At 69.0% G+C, this 15,525-nt stretch carries 13 protein-coding genes; 7 read left to right on the forward strand and 6 right to left on the reverse strand.

Annotation, left to right across the window (positions count from 1 at the left end; all coding sequences use genetic code 11):
* Positions 1-128: 128 nt before the first annotated feature.
* Entirely contained in the window at positions 129-1,142 is a 1,014-nt protein-coding gene (locus tag AB0O89_RS05470; protein ID WP_331790937.1) for a LacI family DNA-binding transcriptional regulator, read from the reverse strand.
* Between the two features lie 15 nt (positions 1,143-1,157).
* A complete protein-coding gene (locus AB0O89_RS05475) occupies positions 1,158-2,843 on the reverse strand; it encodes a glycoside hydrolase family 13 protein (protein ID WP_363494922.1) in 1,686 nt (561 codons plus the stop codon).
* Positions 2,844-2,953: 110 nt separating this feature from the next.
* On the opposite strand from AB0O89_RS05475, the gene AB0O89_RS05480 reads away from it, so the two are divergent.
* Positions 2,954-3,475, forward strand: coding sequence for an adenine phosphoribosyltransferase (locus AB0O89_RS05480; RefSeq protein WP_363494924.1), 522 nt, complete (start codon positions 2,954-2,956; stop codon positions 3,473-3,475).
* 21 nt (positions 3,476-3,496) lie between these two features.
* Here the strand turns inward: AB0O89_RS05480 and hpxO are convergent, their stop codons facing one another.
* The 3 genes from hpxO to uraD are packed head-to-tail and all read right to left on the reverse strand — an operon-like array spanning position 3,497 to position 5,565.
* Complete coding sequence (gene hpxO, locus AB0O89_RS05485) at positions 3,497-4,675, reverse strand: FAD-dependent urate hydroxylase HpxO (protein WP_363494926.1); 1,179 nt, start codon at positions 4,673-4,675, stop codon at positions 3,497-3,499.
* A gap of 45 nt (positions 4,676-4,720) precedes the next feature.
* Positions 4,721-5,044 (reverse strand): hydroxyisourate hydrolase, encoded by a 324-nt coding sequence (gene uraH / locus AB0O89_RS05490; protein ID WP_292712803.1) that lies wholly within the window; start codon positions 5,042-5,044, stop codon positions 4,721-4,723.
* Positions 5,045-5,049: 5 nt separating this feature from the next.
* Positions 5,050-5,565 carry a 2-oxo-4-hydroxy-4-carboxy-5-ureidoimidazoline decarboxylase gene (gene uraD / locus AB0O89_RS05495; protein WP_363494929.1) on the reverse strand — a complete coding sequence of 172 codons (516 nt, stop codon included), beginning with the start codon at positions 5,563-5,565 and terminating at the stop codon, positions 5,050-5,052.
* Positions 5,566-5,665: 100 nt separating this feature from the next.
* On the opposite strand from uraD, the gene allB reads away from it, so the two are divergent.
* From allB to AB0O89_RS05520, 5 genes are read left to right on the forward strand one after another with little or no spacing between them, the layout of a single operon-like run.
* Positions 5,666-7,024 (forward strand): allantoinase AllB, encoded by a 1,359-nt coding sequence (gene allB / locus AB0O89_RS05500; protein WP_363494931.1) that lies wholly within the window; start codon positions 5,666-5,668, stop codon positions 7,022-7,024.
* A complete protein-coding gene (locus tag AB0O89_RS05505) occupies positions 7,021-8,121 on the forward strand; it encodes an acetamidase/formamidase family protein (RefSeq protein ID WP_300590578.1) in 1,101 nt (366 codons plus the stop codon). Before allB ends, AB0O89_RS05505 begins: the two co-directional genes overlap by 4 nt.
* Positions 8,114-9,748 carry an AtzH-like domain-containing protein gene (locus AB0O89_RS05510; protein ID WP_363494933.1) on the forward strand — a complete coding sequence of 545 codons (1,635 nt, stop codon included), beginning with the start codon at positions 8,114-8,116 and terminating at the stop codon, positions 9,746-9,748. Before AB0O89_RS05505 ends, AB0O89_RS05510 begins: the two co-directional genes overlap by 8 nt.
* Positions 9,745-10,986: an alanine--glyoxylate aminotransferase family protein gene (locus tag AB0O89_RS05515; protein ID WP_363494935.1), complete on the forward strand. Its 1,242-nt coding sequence runs from the start codon at positions 9,745-9,747 to the stop codon at positions 10,984-10,986. Before AB0O89_RS05510 ends, AB0O89_RS05515 begins: the two co-directional genes overlap by 4 nt.
* A 3-nt stretch (positions 10,987-10,989) precedes the next feature.
* Positions 10,990-12,288, forward strand: coding sequence for an allantoate amidohydrolase (locus tag AB0O89_RS05520; protein WP_363494937.1), 1,299 nt, complete (start codon positions 10,990-10,992; stop codon positions 12,286-12,288).
* A gap of 390 nt (positions 12,289-12,678) precedes the next feature.
* Here the strand turns inward: AB0O89_RS05520 and AB0O89_RS05525 are convergent, their stop codons facing one another.
* Complete coding sequence (locus tag AB0O89_RS05525; protein ID WP_363494939.1) at positions 12,679-13,614, reverse strand: DUF559 domain-containing protein; 936 nt, start codon at positions 13,612-13,614, stop codon at positions 12,679-12,681.
* 406 nt (positions 13,615-14,020) lie between these two features.
* Here AB0O89_RS05525 and AB0O89_RS05530 point away from each other — a divergent pair, with 406 nt between their 5' ends.
* Positions 14,021-15,400: an amidohydrolase family protein gene (locus AB0O89_RS05530; RefSeq protein ID WP_363494941.1), complete on the forward strand. Its 1,380-nt coding sequence runs from the start codon at positions 14,021-14,023 to the stop codon at positions 15,398-15,400.
* The last annotated feature ends 125 nt before the right edge of the window (positions 15,401-15,525 follow it).

Below are 15,525 nucleotides of genomic sequence, written 5' to 3' on the forward strand. Positions count from 1 at the left end.
GCGGCTGGCCCAGGAGGATGCGCTTAGCGACGGGCGTCTCGGGTACGCCCGATTCGGGCGCGTCAAGTGTCACGGCGGGCGAGACTACGCCTGCACGGGCGCCCGCGCAAGCTGCAGAAGACCCACGGTCAGGTGCCAATACGCGCGGTGCTGCCCCGCACGACGAGTTCGTAGGGCAGCTCTTCGCGGTCGGGGACGCTGCCTGCCGGTTGCTCGAGCTCGTGGAGGATCGTGGCAGCGGCACGAGCGCCCTGCCCCGCGGGGAACTGGTCGACGGTCGTCAGGTCGAAGAATCGGCCGAGTTCGTGACCGTCGATCCCTGCGATGGACAGGTCTGTGGGCACGCGGTATCCGAGGTCGCGAGCGGCGAGCATCGCCCCGATAGCCATCTCATCGGATGCCGCGAAGATGGCGGTCGGCGATGCTCCGGGCCTGCCCAGGAGCTGCTTCGCTGCGCGGAAGCCGCCCTCGATCGTGAAGTCGCCGGGCTCGAACAGCTCCGGTCGCGGATCGATGCCCGCTGCCCGCAGCGCCGACTCGAAACCGTGCCTGCGGCTGGACGGAATGTGGAAGTCGATGTCGAACTCGGGGTCGGCTCCGATGTGACCGATGTCGAGGTGTCCCATCGCAAGCAGGTGCTCGGTGGCCAGGCGCCCGAGGCCCACATCGTCGATGGAGAGCGTGGGAAGCAGTTCGTTCGGCCCGCCGATCGCGATCACCGGCATCCCGAGCGAGAGCAGCGCCCGCGACTCGTGCTCGCCGAGCTCCAGCGCAACAGCGATCACCCCGTCGACCCGCTGCCGGCGCAGGAAGGTGTCGAACACCTGGCGGCGGTGCTCGCGGTCGGGCGTCACGTTGTACAGCGTGATGTCGTAGCCCGCCCGCGTCACCTCTTCGGCGATGCCGCTGAGGAGTGTGCTGAAAAACCACCGGTCGAGGTGAGGGATCACGACGCCGATGTTGCGGGTGCGGCCGGATGCCAGGCTCGACGCCGACGAGGACACGACGTAGCCCAGGCGCTGCGCGGCCTCTTGCACGCGTTCGCGGGTCGAGTCCGAAACGTTGTGCTTGCCGCTGAGCGCGCGCGACACGGTCGCGGTCGAGACCCCGGCCGCGCGGGCTACCTCATCGATTCCGACCATGACGACCCTCGCGGCTTACTCGCCGGTCAGCCACACCGCCTGGTCGACCGGCAGCATCCTGCCGGTGAGCGGGCCGCTGGAGACGACGACAACGCCTGAGGGCAGCTCGATGGGCCTGGCGCTCAGGTTCGCCACCACGGTGATCGAGCCGTTGCGGAAGGCCACGACATCCGGGCCGAGACCGTCTACCCACTCGAGGGTCCCCGCCCCGAGGCCCCGCGCCCGCCGCTCGGCGAGCAGGCTCTTGTAAAGGGTGAGCGTCGAATCGGGGTCGTCGCGCTGAGCGTCGCGGGCAAGGCCAGCCCACTCGGCGGGCTGCGGCAGCCAGGACTCTCCAGTCTCGTTGAACCCGTAGGCGGGGCCCTCCGAGGTCCACGGCAGCGGGACGCGGCATCCGTCGCGCCCGTAGCGCTCGCCGTTCGTGCGGAACCAGGTCGGGTCCTGGCGTGCCTCGTCTGGCAGGTTGATGACTTCGGGCAGGCCCAGTTCCTCGCCCTGGTAGAGGTAGGCCGATCCGGGAAGAGCGAGCATCAGCGTGGTGGCGGCGCGAGCGCGGCGCAGCCCGACCTCGGGGATCGGCTTGCCCGGCGACTTCGGCCCGATGCCCGCACCCTGCGGGTTCTCGGCGGTCAGGGCCAGACGCGACGCGTGGCGGACAACGTCGTGATTCGAGAGCACCCAGGTGCTGGGGGCACCGACCGCGCCGTAGCCGGCCAGCGAGTCGGCGATCACGAGGCGCAGCTTCTCGGCATTCCACGGGGTCTCGAGGTATTCGAAGTTGAATGCCTGATGCATCTCATCGGGACGCACCCACAGCGCGGTCTGCGCTACCGAGGGAAGCCAAGCCTCGGCGCACAGGGCCCGGTCGCCGTCGTATTCGGCGAGCAGCGCGTGCCAGTCGCGATAGATCTCGTGCACTCCGTCCTGACCCCAGTAGGGGACTGCTGCCTCGCCGCCACCCATCGAACCGGCATCCTTGGGCGGCGTGTAGTCGGGGAGGCCCTCTTTCTTGACGAGCCCGTGCGCGACATCCACGCGGAAGCCGTCGACGCCGCGGTCGAGCCAGAAGCGCAGGATGCGGCGGAACTCCTCACGCACCTCGGGGTTGGACCAGTCGAAATCGGGCTGCGAGGCGTCGAACAGGTGCAGGTACCACTGGCCGGGCGTGCCGTCGGGCTCGGTCAGGCGCGTCCAGGCGCCCCCTCCGAACACCGACTCCCAGTTGTTCGGGGGTAGCTCGCCGTTCGCGCCTTTGCCGTCGCGGAAGATGTAGCGCGCGCGCTCGGGGCTGCCGGCGGGAGAGGCGACAGCCTCCTGGAACCAGGCGTGCTGGTCTGAGGAGTGGTTGGGAACGAGGTCGACGATGATCCGGATGCCGCGGGCGTGCGCCTGCGCGAGCATTTCGTCGAAGTCGGAAAGGGTGCCGAAGAGGGGGTCGACGTCGCAGTAGTCGGCGACGTCGTAGCCGGCATCCTTCTGGGGCGAGCGCTGGAACGGGCTGAGCCAGATGGCATCAATGCCGAGGGCCGCGAGGTCGCCGAGGTGGTTCGTCACCCCGCGCAGGTCGCCGATGCCGTCACCCGACTGATCAGCGAAGGAGCGGGGGTAGATCTGGTAGATGACGGCGGTGCGCCACCATTCGCCGCCGGGAGCTTCCTCGCGGGAGGGCGCGGGGGTAGCGACGGATTCTGCAGAAGTCATGGAGCACACCATACTGCACCGATGTAAGCGCTTGCATATGCGTGTCAGGCGGTCCTCTTGCTGCAGAGGTCCGACACGCGCGCGACGCGCGTAAGCCGTAGTCTGTCCGCGTGCCCGACACCGCCGCTCTCGACCGCGCAGAGTCCCTGATCCGGACGATCCCCGACTACCCGAGTCCCGGCATCCAGTTCCGCGACATCACTCCGCTGCTCGCGGATGCCGCTGCCCTGCGCGCCGTCACGCGTGCGCTGATCGAGCCGTTCGCTGGCGGGTTCGATGTGGTCGGCGGAATCGAGGCTCGGGGGTTCCTGCTCGCGGGTGTCATCGCCGCCGAGGCAGGCGTGGGCCTCGTGCCGATCCGCAAGGCCGGAAAGCTGCCCCGGCCCGCGGCATCCGTCTCATACGCCCTCGAGTACGGCGAGGCGGCCATCGAGGCGCACGACGACCTTGCCCCGGGCACGCGGATTCTGCTGGTGGATGACGTGCTAGCCACCGGCGGCACGATCGCAGCCGCGCGCGAGCTCATGACGACGCTCGGCGCTGAGGTGATCGGCACGACGGTGCTCATGGAGCTCGAGGCGCTGAATGGTCGCGCCGTCGCGGGCGAGGTCCACTCCCTCTTCGTGGTCTAGGTCTTCGCGCCCCCCGAGGGGTCAGAGGGTCCCGACGCCGAGGTTGATCGGGCTGCCCTCGATGTTGCCGACGATGCCACGGATGATGTCGGTTCCGTCTGTGCCGCGCAGGCTCTCGTACCAGGCCTCCGTCGCACCGGGCACGAATCCGTGCGTCTCGGCAGCGCGCTTGCGGGCTCGGTTCACGAGGTCACCGGCCCGCTCAGTGCGCGAGCGCTCGTAGCGCAGGAGGGCGTCCTCGACCGAGTTCGTGTTCGTAGCCAGCGAGATCGCGAGGGCGAAGGTGTCCTCTAGCGCCGAGCACGCGCCCTGGCCGATATCGGGCGCGGTGTTGTGGGCGGCATCCCCGAGGATCGCCACGCGCCCCTTGACCCACGTGTCGAACGGGTCGATGTCCCAGATCTCGACGCGGTTGAGCGAGGATGCCGGATCGATCGCTTCCAGCAGTTTCTGCACCCCGGGCGCCCAGTGCCCGAACGCTTCGCGCAGCGCAGCGAGGGGCTCGCCGGCCTCGGTGGCGTGCCCCGCCGGCTGGGGGATGTCGACGAAGAAGTAGAACCGGTCGCCGGCTACGGGCATGACGGCGCAGCGCTTTCCGTCGCCGACGTAGGTCGTCCACTGGTTCGCGGGGCCGATCTCGGCATCCTGGGCCACCAGACCGTTGAAGTTCGTGTACCCCGAATAGGTGCGTTCGATACCGCCGCCGGTGACGTGGTCACGCACCATCGACCGCGCACCGTCGGCGCCGATCAACAGGTCACCACTGTCGGTCGAGCCATCGTCGAAGGTCACCGTCACGGTCTGCCCGTCGTCGGCTACCGACACCGCCTTGCGCCCGAGGTGGATGCGGTCGATCCCGACGGTCTGCATGAGAAGTGCCTGCAGGTCAGCTCGCGCCACGGGGTACGGGCGCTGACCGGTCTGCGCGGTGACCGGCTCGAGCGAGAACTGGCACATGACCTCACCGGTGAGGCCGTCGAGGTAAGCCATGTCATCCATGCGGCCGCCGAGCGCGGCGACCTCGTCGGCAAGGCCGAGCCAGTTGAGGACCTTCACCCCGTTGGACCACAGCGAGAGCGCCGCACCGACCGGCTTGTTCTCTCGCATCCGGTCGTAGATGACGACGTCGTGGCCCTGTCGTGCCAGCGCGATCCCGGCACTGGCGCCGCCGATGCCTGCGCCGATGATGATGATCTTCATGTGACGAACATTAGGGAGCGTGTGTCACGGCCGCGTTACGGCGCCTCAGCTGCCGCGATAGGTCGAGTACGCGAACGGGCTCAGCAGCAGCGGCACGTGATAGTGGCGAGCGTCGGTGATCGTGAAGTCCACCGTGACGCTCGGATAGAAGCAGTCGGTGCCGTGAGCTGCGAAGTAGGCGCCGGTGTCGAAGGTGAGAGCGTAGGTTCCCGGCTGAAGTAGCTCGGGTCCGAGCCCGGCACGACCGTCGGCATCCGTCACAGCCTCGGCGATCGCCTCACCGGATGCGTCGCGCAGCGTGACCGCGACGCCTGTGGCAGGCATCCCGCTGGTCGTGTCGAGAACATGGGTGGTCAGGTGCGCTGTCACGGTCTTCACTCTCCGGTCAAAGGGTCGGGTTCGATGGCGGCGCGAAGGCGCAGCATCGCGATCTGCCGTAGCTGGTCGAGCGCCTCGTCGACTTCGGCCTCGGCGGTGTTGTCCAGGCGCCGCTGCAGCTCGACCAGGATCTCGTCGGGCGTGCGTCCGGCGGCACGGATGAGGAAGACCCGCCCGAATCGCGCCTCGTAGTCGGCGTTGCCGGCGGCGATCTGCTCGGTCACGGATGCCGCGGCATCCGTCATCGCCGATTGCTCGCGTCGCGAGGCGTTAGCCTCCGCACCCTCGCCCCGCGGGCGCTCCCCGATGCGGGGATGGTGGGCGAGTGCGGCATCCAGTTCGGGAAGACGCCACGTGCCGGCCAGTCGTGCTGCCGTGGCCTCGAGCTCGTCGACGGAGAAGAACGGGCGCGCGTCTGCGACGGCCTCGGCCCAGGTCGGGACGCGCGCCCACACCGACACGACCTCGATCGCCTCGGCCTCGGGCAGGTCATTGAAGTGCGTCAGCTCCATGCGGACACCGTAACGCGCTCGACCCGGCACGACGGCAGACGTGATCCGAAATGTTGGTACAGGTAACATGCGAGAAATGCGCGGATCATACGGTGACGGCATGTCGTCCCCGGCCATCGCCCTCGCGTCACGCCGGGTGTTCCTTGACGGCGGCTTCTCCGCCGCGACCGTCCTCGTCCGTGATGGCCTCATTGCGGGGATTGCTCCGTACGACCCGGATGCCGACCTCATCCTCTCTGACGACGAGGTGCTCCTACCGGGCCTCGTCGACTCGCATGTGCACCTGAACGAACCGGGCCGCACCGACTGGGAGGGCTTCGAAACCGGTACCGCCGCCGCTGCGGCGGGGGGTATCACCACCGTCGTCGATATGCCGCTGAACTCGCTGCCGGTCACGACGACCGTTGAGGCGCTGGCGACCAAGCGCGCCGCGACGGCCGGCAAGCTCGCCGTCGATGTCGCGTACTGGGGTGGCGCCGTGCCCGAGAACCTCGGGTCGCTGCGTCCCTTGTTCACGGCCGGGGTGGTGGGGGTGAAGTGCTTCCTCTCGCCCTCGGGGATCGACGAGTTCGGGCATCTGGATGCCGCCGCCCTGGAGTCCGCGCTGACCGAGCTTGCTGTCTTCGACGGGTTGCTCATCGCTCATGCCGAAGACCCCGCCCACCTGCACGATGACCCGGCGATCGGCAGCAGCTACGCCAGATTCCTCGCGAGCCGACCGCCGATCAGCGAAGAATCGGCGATCGCCGCTGTCGCCGCTGCCGCGGGCCGCACCGGAGCGCGCGCCCACATCGTGCACGTCTCGGACGGGCACGCGCTCGATGTCATCCGCGAGGCGAAGGCCGCCGGCATCCGGCTCACCGCCGAGACCTGCCCGCACTATCTGACCCTGCGGGCCGAGGACCTCCCGGATGGGTCGGGCACCGTGAAGTGCTGCCCGCCCGTGCGTGATGGCCACAACCAAGACCTCCTGTGGGCGGGGCTGCTTGACGGCACGATCGACGCGGTCGTCAGCGATCACTCGCCGGCGACCCGCGATCTCAAGGAGCGCGAAGACGGCGACCTCGGCCTCTCGTGGGGCGGGATATCGGGGGTACAGACGGGGCTCCGTGCCGTGTGGACAGAGGCATCCCGTCGCGGCATCCCGCTCGAAGCCGTGATCCCGTGGTTCACGACCGGGCCTGCCGCAATCGCCGGCATCCGCAGCCGCGGCGTGATCCGGCAGGGCGCTCCCGCGCACCTGGTCGCGTTCGCGCCGGATGCGGCATCCGTCGTTCGCGCCGCTGACCTGGAGTATCGCAACAAGCTTTCGCCGTGGGACGGCGCGCTGCTGCGTGGTGCCGTACGCACGACCTGGGTCCACGGCGAGACGGCCTACACCGCGAACCGGGGGATCACAGGCCGTCACGGTCGTGAGATCCTGGCCACCAATCCCGCTTCGGACGAAGGAGCCCGATGACCACCTTCCCCTTCCCGATCCTCCAACCCGGTGTCGGCGAGATTCCCGGTGACCACTACCTGCGCTCCACACCCGAGACCGTGATGTGGGGGCGCCTGCCGTGTGTCACCGACACCGCGGTGCTCGCGGTCGCATCCGGCGAGACGGTGACCATCGACACGGTCAGCCACGAAGGCATCCTCGATGACCACGGCACCGACCCGGTGGCCTACTTCGGCAGCCACGGCATCCCCCGCGAGGCGGTGCTCGACGACGCCGTCGAGGTGGCCTCGGCGCTCACGCGAAACCCCGACACCGACGGCCCGCATGTCGTGACCGGTCCCATCCGGGTGACGGATGCCGAACCCGGCGACCTCCTGAAGATCACCGTGGTCAGCCTCGAACCGCGCGTGCCGTACGGCGTGATCTCGAACCGTCACGGCAAGGGAGCGCTGATCGGCGAACTGCCGCGCGGCGCGCACAACGTCAGCGTCTTCACTCCCGTCGAGGCGCGGCCCGAGGGCCTCGTCGGCGTGCTCCCGGTGACCGAGGGTGGCGAGGGTCGAATCGAGTTCCCCCTTGCACCCTTCCTTGGGATCATGGGGGTCGCGGTCGCCGACGACGAGCGCCCACACTCGGTTCCCCCCGGCCCGCACGGTGGCAACATCGACATCAAGCTGCTGACCGAGGGGTCGGTGCTCTACTTGCCGGTTCAGGTTCCGGGCGCGCTTGCGTACGTCGGTGATCCGCATTTCGCACAGGGAGATGGTGAGGTCGCGCTCACCGCACTCGAGGCATCCTTGCGTGCGACACTGCGGTTCGAGGTGATCCCGCGCGAGGTCGCGCTCGCCGAGTTCGGACAGCTCGCTGGCCCCCTCGTTCGCACCGACGAGTATCTCGTTCCCACCGGCATGGATGTCGACCTCAACGTCGCGATGCGCAACGCCGTGCGCGCCGCGGTCAGTCTCATCGAGGCACGCTGGGGGCTCGATGAACACCTCGCGTACGCCTACCTGTCGGCAGCCACCGACTTCGACATCTCGCAGGTCGTGGATGTCGTGTGTGGGGTGCATGCCCGCATCCGTGAGGCCGATTTTGCGAAGGTGGACCGTGGCTGAGGCGACCCTGCCGCCGAGCGGCTTTCCCGACGACATCCCCGCCGACCTGTTCACGGCCTTCGACGCCTATGAGCGCGCGATCCTCGCGAACGACCTTGATGCGCTCGATGCGGCGTTTGCACCGGGTCCGCAGACGATCCGCGCTGACGGTGCCGGCCTCCTGGTCGGCCACGAGGCCATCAGCGCGTTCCGCGTCACGCGCGGCGGAGTGGCCCCGCGCACGATCGAGCGCCTGGAGTACCGGTCGCTTGGTCCCGGCATCGCGCTCCTGGTCGCCGAATCCCGCTTTCACGGCGGAGGGCGCGGCATCCAGACCCAGGTGTGGCAGCGCATCGACGGCCAGTGGCTGATCACGGCGGCCCACGTGACGCCCCGCACTCCCGCGTTCGATCGGTCGATCTGGCGCAGCGTCGGCGACCCGCTCTGGCAGGGTGCGTGGGAGGGGCCGCTTGCGGGCCTCACCGTGGCGGTGAAGGACCTCTTCGCCCTGACCGGTTTCCGCATCGGCGCCGGCAACCCCACCTACCTGCGTGAGGCGCGGGCAGAGAAGACCACGGCTCCCGCGCTTGCCGACCTCATCCGGGCCGGAGCGTCGGTCCGAGGACTCGCGCGCACCGACGAGTTCGCCTATTCGATCGCGGGTGACAACGCCCACTACGGCACGCCGCCGAACGCCGCGCTGCCGGGGGCTCTGCCCGGTGGTTCTTCCAGCGGGCCGGCCAGTGCCGTGGCCCTCGGGCAGGCGGATGTCGGCCTCGCGACCGACACTGCAGGATCCATCCGCGTCCCTGCGTCGTACCAGGGCCTGTGGGGTCTGCGAACGACGCACGGCCTCGTGCCCCGGCAGGGGATGCTCCCTCTCGCGCAGAGCTTCGACACCGTCGGGTGGTTGACGCGCGACGGCGCGACCCTGCAGCGGGTGGCCGAGTGGTGCCTGAGCTACGACGGGTCGGATTCCACCGAGAGCGTCTACGGCGAGTCCGGTGATGACCTGCCGTGGCGGTTCCTCGTGCCCGATGAGGTTTTGGATGCCGCGGACCCGGCAACCCGTGAAGCCTTCGACTCCCTCGTCGCGCGGCTCGCGGCATCCGATGATCCCCCGCGGCTGGCGCGGGTCGAGATCGGCGACCTCGACGAGTACGTTGCGCCGTTTCGCACGGTCCAGGGCGCCGAAGCGTGGCGCAACAACGGGGAGTGGCTGCGTGAGCATCCCGGCGCGGTGGGCCCCGCCGTCGCCGAGCGCTTCCGGCTTGCGGCCTCGGTCTCTCCCGCGGCGGAGACCGACGCTCGCGGGGCGCTCGCCCCGCTGCGCGAGAGCCTGCACCACCTCGTCCGTGACGCCGTGCTGTTGCTGCCGACCGTCCCGGGTGCCGCACCGGCGCGCACTGCCGCTCCGGCCGAGATCGATGCCACCCGCCTGGCGACGCTGCGGATGACGACTCCAGCTGCTGTCGCGGGGTTGCCTGCGCTCTCGATCCCGCTGCTCACGGTGCGCTCGACCCTCGGCCCCGCGCCCGTCGGGGTGTGCCTGATCTCGCGCGCGGGAACTGACATCGCCCTCGTCCGCCTGGCCCGGCGCCTCGCGGCTCTCGTCGCGACCGACCCGGCCGAAAGGACCCTGACATGACGCACGACCTCTCGTCGACCATCCCCGGACCGATCGACCCACCCCGCCGCCTCCTCATGGGGCCGGGACCTGTGGATGCCTACCCCGGCGTTCTGCGTGCGATGTCGGCGCCGCTGGTCGGCCAGTACGACCCGTTCATGACGGCCACGATGACCGAAACCCAGGAGCTGTATCGCGGCGTCTGGGGAACGAGCAACGAGGCAACGCTGCTGATCGACGGCACCTCGCGGGCCGGGATCGAGGCGGCGATCCTCTCCCTCATCCGTCCCGGCGACCGCGTGCTCGTGCCCATTTTCGGCCGGTTCGGTCACCTGCTCGCCGAGATCTCGGAGCGGGCGATGGCCGAGGTGCACACGATCGAGACGGAGTGGGGGCAGGTCTTCACGCCGTCGGCGATCGAAGAGGCGATCGTGCGCGTCAAGCCGACCCTGCTCGCCCTCGTGCAGGGCGACACGTCAACGACGATGCTGCAGCCGCTCGACGAGATCGGCGAGATCTGCGCCCGCCACGGTGTGCTGTTCTACTCCGACGCGACAGCATCCCTCGGCGGCAACCCCTTCGAGGCCGACGCGTGGGGGCTGGATGCCGCGACCGCGGGCCTGCAGAAGTGCCTCGGTGGACCCTCGGGGTCGGCGCCGATCACCCTCAGCGACCGCGCCGTCGAGGTGATCTCGGCGCGCAAGAAGGTCGAGGCAGGCATCCGGGAACCCGGTGACCCGTCGTCGCCGGACTTTGTTCGCTCCAACTACTTCGATCTCGGCATGATCCTCGACTACTGGGGACCGCGGCGCCTGAACCACCACACCGAGGCGACCTCGATGCTCTACGCCGCTCGCGAGTGCGCGCGGCTGCTGCTGCTCGAGGGCCGCGAAGCCGTCATCGCCCGCCACCGCCGCGTCGGCGCTGCGATGCTCGCCGGTGTCGAGGCCATGGGACTCACGGTCTTCGGCGACGTCTCGCACAAGATGAGCAACGTCGTCGCGGTCTACATCCCCGAGGGTGTGCCGGGCGATGTGGCGCGCGCCGAGATGCTCGAGGACTTCGGGATCGAGATTGGCACGTCGTTCGGGCCGCTGCACGGCAAGGTCTGGCGGATCGGCACGATGGGCTACAACGCGCGCCCGGATGCCGTGCTGCAGACCCTCGTGGCACTCGAGGCCGTGCTCCGCCGGTTCGGTGCTGCGGTGCCGTCCGGTGCCGGCGTGGATGCCGCATCCGACGCTCTGGCGGGAAGCTGACCCATGCCCCTGCTCGAAGCATCCCCCGATCGCATCGCCGCCGCCGCCCGCCGGGTGATGGCGCGCTGCGACGAACTGGCGCGCGTGAGCGCGCAGCCGGGGGAGATCGAGCGCGTCTACCTCTCGCCCGAGCACGCCCGGGTCAACCGGCTCGCCGCCGAGTGGATGCGCGAGGTCGGGCTGCGATCCTGGCAGGATGCCGCGGGCAACCAGCTTGGCCGCATCGAGCGCAGCGCCGACCCTGACCCCGCTGCGCCGGCCCTCATGATCGGTTCGCACCTGGACACCGTGAAGGATGCGGGCCGGTTCGACGGCATCATCGGTGTGCTCATGGCCCTCGAAGTCGTTCGCCTGTTGCGCCAGGAAAGCGACGGGGTCTCCCGGGTGCCGCTGCCGTTCGCTGTCGAGGTCGCTGCTTTCTCGGATGAAGAGGGCACGCGGTTCGGCAAAGCGCTGCTCGGATCCTCTGCCGTTGCCGGTACCTGGAACGACGCCTGGTGGACGCTCGCCGATGAAGACGGCGTGACCCTGCGCGAGGCCTTCCGCGACTTCGGACTCGACCCGGGTCGGATCGGCGAAGCCGCGCGCCGACCCGACCATCTCGTCGCCTACCTCGAGGCGCACATTGAGCAGGGTCCAGAGCTCGATCGCGCCGGCGAACCGCTCGCCGTCGTGTCCTCGATCGCCAGCGCCCGCCGCTTTCAGCTCACTGTCGAGGGCGAAGCCCGCCACGCCGGCGGCACGCCCTACGACATGCGCCGGGATGCGCTGCTCGGGGCGAGTGAGGCCGCGCTGGCGGTCGAACGCATCTGCCGCAGCGAACACCACATCATCGGGACGGTCGGCCAACTCGAGGCGTTCCCCGGCGCGGTCAACGTCGTGCCCGGAGAGGCGCACTTGAGCGTCGACCTGCGCGGCGAGTTGGATGGCGAACGCGACCGGGTCTGGGACGAGATCAGTCGAGAGCTCGACGACATCATGGGCCGCCGGGGACTGCGTTGGCAGGCGCGCGAAGTGCACAACGCGCCGGCAGTGCGGTGCGGACTCCTGTTGCAGGATGTCGTGCGCGAGGGCATCGTGCACGCCGTCGAGCGCCGTAGCGACGAGCCGCCCGTGATCTTCAGTCGCGCCGGGCACGACGCCATGGCGATCGGCTCGATCACGGATGTCGGGATGCTGTTCCTGCGCAACCCCGACGGCGTGAGCCACCACCCCGACGAAGCCGTCTCGGCCGCAGACGTTGCCCTCGGCATCCGTGCCCTGACCGAATCCGTGCTCCAGCTGGCCGCCGACCGTCTTTGACGCCCGGAAGAACTTTCGGTCGCGCCTTCGTGCGGGTCCCATGAGCCTGCACCCGCACATCGGCGCGACTGAAGCTGGGGCCAGCGTTTTCGGTCGCGCCTTCGTGCGGGACCCGTGGGTGTGCACCCTCACATCGGCGCGACTGAAGCGGAGGCCTCCACGCTTCTTCCTGCTCGCCGCCGCACGAGATCCGGGCATACTCTGCGCTCGGTCGCGCCTTGGTGTGGTTGTTGGGGGCTTATGCCCGCGCAAGAGGCGCGACTGAATCAACGGGGGCGAGCCCGCAGGAAGGCCGCGACAAAAGGAGGGGACGAATACTTCGGTCGCGCCTTGGTGGGAACTGTCGGCGGAAGGATGCGCACAATGGCGCGACTGAAGCAGGACGTTGCGTCAGCGAGCCCGGTCAACAGCTCGATGGATGCGGGATACAAGTTGCCCCGGGGCGCCGAAGAGGTCCGCTTTGGTCACACGGATGACCCGCCAGCCGAGTTCTATCAGGCGCTCAACACGCGCGATGTCTTTCGCCCACTGGGCGGGGTCGGTGAGGTGGTGCTCACCCTCGTATTCGAGCGCGAGCCGGGTGCGGGGAAGCGCGAAGTCAACCTGCGCGATCCAGACGTCACCGTCGAACACATCGAAGTTCGGCAAGAACTCGCCCAGACCGGCACGTCCGAGTAGCAGGCGCATGATCGACTCGGGGCGCGACCGCGACCGCGGATGAACCAGAGGCAAGGCGCCGTGAAGGAGTTCACCTCTGATGCGCCGGCCCGCGTTCGCCGCGAGCTGGAGGGCGGTGAGATCCGTGAGTGGAGGCGGATCATCACGGTGCATCCTGTCGCGAACGACCGCGTCTCCAGCAACGACAGCGTCATCGATCGATCGGTAACGGGAAGACAGCATTGCCCACGTCGTCGCCGGCGACGACACGGAAACCCCGAATTCCGGATGCTGCACAATCTCGCACATCCACGGGCGCAGCGCGTGTCCGCGTACGCCCTCGGAAGCTGGTGCGCGCCGCGGCCAGAGCACGGCAACGTCGAGTGCGTCGGCGCTCAGCATCCGTCGGGGGAGCGGAATACCCCAGAGGACGGCGGCCGAGACGTGACTGAAGAACTCATGCTCGGTCATGCGCTGCGCGTAGGCGTCCATCGACGCGAGCAGTTGGGTCTCAATCGTGTCGGCCTGGTTCGCGCGTACCCGACGGACGCCCCGGAACGGGATCTCGAGGTCGGACGCGCGAAGGCGTGACGGCGTGACGCCGCGCTGACGGGCACGCTTCACGGAGAACGTCGATCCGAGGTCGGTGGGTAGCTCGCTGGGGCGCACGTCTCGACTGTGGATCCTCCGAATCACCGTGAGCGGCAGTGCGATCAGATCGAGGAGAGCGCCTCGGATTGTTCGGGTTGTGGAGGAACGGGTGTGCGACATCCGCGACGGTGAACCTCTCCAGACGGGGCTATGTCTACGTTCGGTCGCGCCCAGATGCGGGTTTGGTTGCAGCGACCCCGCACGAAGGCGCGACCGGAGATGTTGCTTCAGCGCGCACGGCGCGCCTTCCCGGGTTCGGTCGCGCCGAAATGTGGGTGGGGGTGCGGGGAACCCGCAGGAGGGCGCGACCGAAGAGGGGGAAGGACGCGAGTCAGACGCGGCAAAGGCGCGCGGGAGCGCCGGCGTAGCAGCAGCGAAACATGGGAGCGGTAGCGTTGCGGGACCTCGCACCACCGGAGAACTCATGGCATCCCTGCTCGTCATCAACGCCCGCCTCATCACCGTCGCCGCCGGCGCCGACGACCTCGGCTACCTCGATGAGGGCTGGATGCTCGTCGAAGACGGCATCATCGCCGCGACCGGTTCTGGCCAGCCGCCCGCAGGAATCACCGCCGACGAGTCCCTCGACGTTGCCGGCGCGTTTGTTGCGCCCGGGTTCATCTCCAGCCACAGCCACCTGTTCACGAGCGGCCTGCGGGGGCTCGGCGCGAACGAGACGCTCTACGGCTGGTGCGACTCGATGCTCGGGTTCACCGCAAACCTCAGCCCCGAGGACATGTACTGGTCCACGCTGCACGGATCGCTCGACTTCCTCGCCAACGGCGTCACCACCGCCTACAACTTCACCGACCCGCTGCAGGCGTGGGAGTCGATGGTCGACGGCAAGCGCCTCGGCGGCAACGCGCCGTTGCGCCCGGTCGAGTACCACACGCGTCAGGCCGACGGATGCCGCGACGCCGGACTCCGGTTTGTCGACGCGATCGGCATGGATGTCTCCACCGGCACTGACGACGAGATCTTCGATCGCTTCGCCGCCGAGGTTGCCCACACCCGCGCGATGGACCCGTCCCTCGCCCTCGGCGCCTCGATCATGGGCCAGGTGCAGTGGTCGCCGCGCCCCGAGGCTGCCGAGCTCGAAGTCGAGGCGATGCGCAGGTTCGGTGTGACAAATCAGGCGCACTTCCTTGAGTCGCCTGAGGCCGTGCCGCTGCAGCAGGCGAAGTTCGCGATGTACCAGGATGCCGGAGCGCTCGGCCCCGACATGATGTTCGGTCACTTCATCCAGACCACGCCCGAGATCATCCGGGCCACCGCCGAGGGCGGCGCGTCGATGTCGTGGCAGCCGGCGTCTAACGGACGTCTCGCGTCGGGTGTCGCGCTCGTTCCCGAGATGCTCGAGCTCGGCATCCGTATCGGGATGGGCCTCGACGACCAGGCCTGCACTGACCTCGCCGACCCTTGGGGCAACATGCGCGCCGGCATCTTCATGCAGCGCGCCCGCACGAAGGACCCGCTGTCGATGACCCCCGAGACGGTGCTGCGCCTGCACACCCTGGGTGGTGCCGAGATCCTGGGTGTTGCCGACCGCGTCGGCAGCCTCGAGGTCGGTAAGTTCGCCGACTTCGTCGTCGTCGACCCCCGCACTCCGGATGTCGGCCCGCTCTGGCACCCCGTGCGCACGTACGTGCTCTCGATGAGCCTGCGCAACCTGAAGCAGGTCTATGTCGGCGGGGTGCTCGCGAGCGAGAACGGCGTCTCGATGAACCCGCTGGCCGCCGAGGCGTCAGCTCGCATCCACGCCGACCTGCCCGCCCGCGCTGCGACGTTCGGTCACCCGCGCTAAGCCGCCCGCGCCGGAGTGACCAGCGCTAGGTGTGATGTCCAGGGACGTTGTTGCGTGAATCGAGTGTGATCTGCTGACGGACGAAGGCCTCCCGTTGCGAGAGTGGAGCTGTCTAGGAACCGCTC

The organism is Microbacterium sp. NPDC076895 (assembly GCF_040687115.1).
Taxonomy (GTDB): domain Bacteria; phylum Actinomycetota; class Actinomycetes; order Actinomycetales; family Microbacteriaceae; genus Microbacterium.